Here is a 3216-nt window from a genome sequence, read left to right as displayed (position 1 = left end):
CACAAAAAACAGCGCCGGCGTTGCAACAAGCCCCTTCGCCCCCTTTACGGGGAGAAGATGGCGGCAGCCAGATGAGGGGCGGCGCTGAGTTCGGTTAGCAAGCGCTCGTCCCTAGACTTTGCGAATGACCGCCTCGCCATCCTCGCCAACACCAATCATGATCTTGTCGCCGGAAGCTATGCCGGCAATGTCGCACACCACCAGCGGCATGCGGATGTCATAAAGAAATTCGGCAACGATGGCGCCGACCGCCAGGATCGGGTCCGGCCGCTCCAGAAGAATCCCGGCTGGCGCGGTTCCCCTGCGGATCGCCTCGGCCAGGACCGAGGATGAAGACGATGAGCCGCGCCCGCTCGGCATGACCAAAATCCTGCCAGCGACATTCTGGCCGAGACCGGGATGCGAATGGTCTGTTATCTCGCCGGTCTCGGCATCGATGCCGCCCCAGAAGCTGAGCGGTTGCGAAAACACCAGCGCCTGGCCCCTGGCTTCGCCGGCCAACTGGAAGATGCCGGTTCGTTCCACCGGTCGCGTCATGAGGCGCTCCGAACGACATGCCCGGCCGCGGCGGAGCGGATGCAGTCCTCCATCTCGGCGAAGGCGACGGACACGCCGATATTGCCGGGCGCATAATGCGCCCATTTGCCGGAATTGGTCATCACCACGCCGTCGAGGCGTTCCAGGATCGATGTGACATAGGTGCAGGTGTCGGCGACCGGAATCAGGCCGAACGCCTCCATGCCATCAAGCGCGCCCTCCTCCTGCAGTCGCGTCAGGGTCGCACGGCCCGTGTTGACATAGATCGGGATGCCCCTGCCGGGTGCTTCCTCGCGCAGCAACGGCAACAGCCGCATCCATTCCGCATGCGAAAAATGCGGAGTGCCGAGCGACACGGCCGCCAGCGGCGAGCCGTCCGGCACACTCGATAGCCTGGCCAGCGCATGGTCGATATCGGCGCGGGTGATGCGGATCGTCTCGTCAGGCGCATGACCCTGGAACGCCTCATCGAGCGTCATCGCTTCCGGCGTGATGCCGACCGCATGGAACAGCGCCACAGCACCCGTGGTTGCCGCCGCCGCGCCCAGCGCCTTCAGCTGGTCCTCGTCGCGCGGCTGTGGCAGACCGGCAATCACCGGAACGCGGTCGCCGCTCGCTTGGCCAATCAATAGCCCGACGCCGACGAAAAGGCTGTCGCTCGGCTCGCCGTCCGCAACATCCAACTCAAACAGGATCCGGCCGCGCCGGTCCTCGCTCAGATGCAGACCCCAGGCCGGCGCGCGTCCGGTCATGGCGCAGCACAGATCGATGAAATCGCCATAGCGGTTGGTGCGCGCGCCGATCACCGAATTGGCAAAGACGATGGCGTTGGACTCGCCCCAGGCAATCTGCTCGCCGAAACTCGGGCGAAATCGCGTCTGGTAAGGCGCGCAAGTGAAGGTCGCCTGGCAGCCGAGCTCCAGATGCGCCTTCATCAGCCGCCGCGCCGGCACCTCTTCCGCCGCCGGCATTTTCACCATGCCGGGATGGATGAGGTCGAACGAGCCGACGTTCAATGTCGTCGGCACTTGGACGCGGCCACCGCCTTCGACCAGCCGCTCGACGAAATCGAGCCCCGCCTTGCCGTGGTAAAGACAGCCATCGATATGGGCGCCGGCAATGTCGAGCAGGCAGCCCGCCCCGACCGCATTGGAAAACGCGGCCAGGATTTTCATGGCAGCGGCGGCGGACGGGCCCTGCTCGCCATCGAGCATGGATCGGTCGCGCGCGGTCAATTCAAGCGTCATCGCAGCTCCGGGCTCGTTGTCGGAAAGGACGGAGGGACAGCGCCCTCCTCTGCCCTGCCGGGCGCCTCCCCCTCAAGGGGGGAGATTAGCTGTCATTGCCGCTTTCGCAAATTTCCAGTGTTGAAGAAAGAGTGGCGGCGTTGAGGCTGCCGATCTCCCCCCTTGAGGGGGAGATGTCCGGCAGGACAGGGGGGGGCGAACCGCTCTACCTACCCCGCCGCGATCAACACCGTACTCTCCGGCGACCAGCGCAGAACGACGTCCTGACCTTCCGCCAGCCTGTCGACACCCGTGTTCTGTACAATCACCTTCAACGTCTGGCCGCCACGCTCGACGAAATAGGTGCTGTTGTTGCCGGCGAAGATGCGCTTGGAAACCTGCCCCTTGAGCATGTTGGCGGTGCCATCCGGTGCTCCGGCATCCGTGGCGATGCGGATGCGTTCGGGGCGCACGGCGCAGCTCGCCTTGGCGCCGGCGGCAAGCTTGGCACCCGCGCCAGCGGCAATCGCCGTGCCGTCCGGCAGCCGGATGCCATCGCCCGTCGTATCGCCGCGAAAAATGTTGGCGTCGCCGAGGAAGGTGGCGGCGAACTCGCTCTTCGGCCTGTTATAGATCTCCTCCGGCGGCCCCTCCTGCACCAGCCTGCCGTCGCGCAATATGCCGATGCGGTCACTCATCGTCAGCGCTTCTTCCTGGTCATGGGTGACGAAGATGGTGGTGATGCCAATCTCGCGCTGGATGCGCTTGAGCTCAATCTGCATGTCGACGCGCAGCGCCTTGTCGAGCGCACCCAATGGCTCGTCGAGCAGCAGCACGCGCGGCTTGGTGACGATGGCGCGGGCGAGAGCCACACGCTGGCGCTGGCCGCCGGAGAGCTGATGCGGCCGGCGGCCACCGAGCTTGCCAAGCTGCACCAGATCGAGAGCGCGCTGCACCTCGGTAGCGATGATCGCCCTGGCCTCGCCGCGCACCGACAGGCCGAAGGCGACATTGTCGGCGACGCTCATATTGGGAAACAGCGCATAGTTCTGGAACACCATGCCGATACGGCGCTTCTCGACGGGCACCCGCTCGACGCTCTCGCCGCCGATGGTGATGCGACCCGAGTCAGGAAAATCGAAACCGGCGATCTGCCGCAGCAGCGTGGTCTTGCCGCTGCCCGACGGCCCGAGCAGAGCGTAGAAGCCGCCATCGGCGAAGTCGATGGAGACGTTGTCCAGCGCCTTGTGTGCGCCAAAGCTGCGCGAGACATCGGATACCTGCACGCCGGCCATTATTTCTCTCCGCCGAATTTGAAGAACCGCGCCGTGAGCAGCATCAGCGCCATCGACACGACAATGATGATGGTCGAGACCGCGTTGATCTCGGGCGTGAAACCCTTGCGGATCGCGGCGTAGATTTCGACCGGCAGCGTCGTCTGGCCCGGCGTCGC

General features: G+C 65.0%; 3 protein-coding genes and 1 pseudogene. All 4 read right to left on the bottom strand.

The window, feature by feature from the left end; genetic code table 11:
* Positions 1–111 precede the first annotated feature (111 nt).
* Positions 112–537 carry a DUF126 domain-containing protein gene (locus tag EOB59_RS34135; protein ID WP_128290260.1) on the bottom strand — a complete coding sequence of 142 codons (426 nt, stop codon included), beginning with the start codon at positions 535–537 and terminating at the stop codon, positions 112–114.
* The gene (locus EOB59_RS34130; protein WP_128290259.1) at positions 534–1784 is read right to left on the bottom strand and encodes an aconitase X; all 1251 of its coding nucleotides are present in this window, start codon (positions 1782–1784) and stop codon (positions 534–536) included. The genes EOB59_RS34135 and EOB59_RS34130 overlap by 4 nt, the downstream gene beginning before the upstream one ends.
* A gap of 209 nt (positions 1785–1993) precedes the next feature.
* A complete protein-coding gene (locus EOB59_RS34125) occupies positions 1994–3058 on the bottom strand; it encodes an ABC transporter ATP-binding protein (protein ID WP_127270905.1) in 1065 nt (354 codons plus the stop codon).
* Positions 3058–3216: pseudogene (locus EOB59_RS37060) on the bottom strand (ABC transporter permease); the annotation flags it as partial. The gene EOB59_RS34125 and the pseudogene EOB59_RS37060, both read right to left, overlap by 1 nt.

Source organism: Mesorhizobium sp. M7A.F.Ca.MR.176.00.0.0 (genome assembly GCF_004023165.1).
Lineage (GTDB): Bacteria > Pseudomonadota > Alphaproteobacteria > Rhizobiales > Rhizobiaceae > Mesorhizobium.
This window is presented reverse-complemented; position numbering and strand designations above follow the sequence as displayed.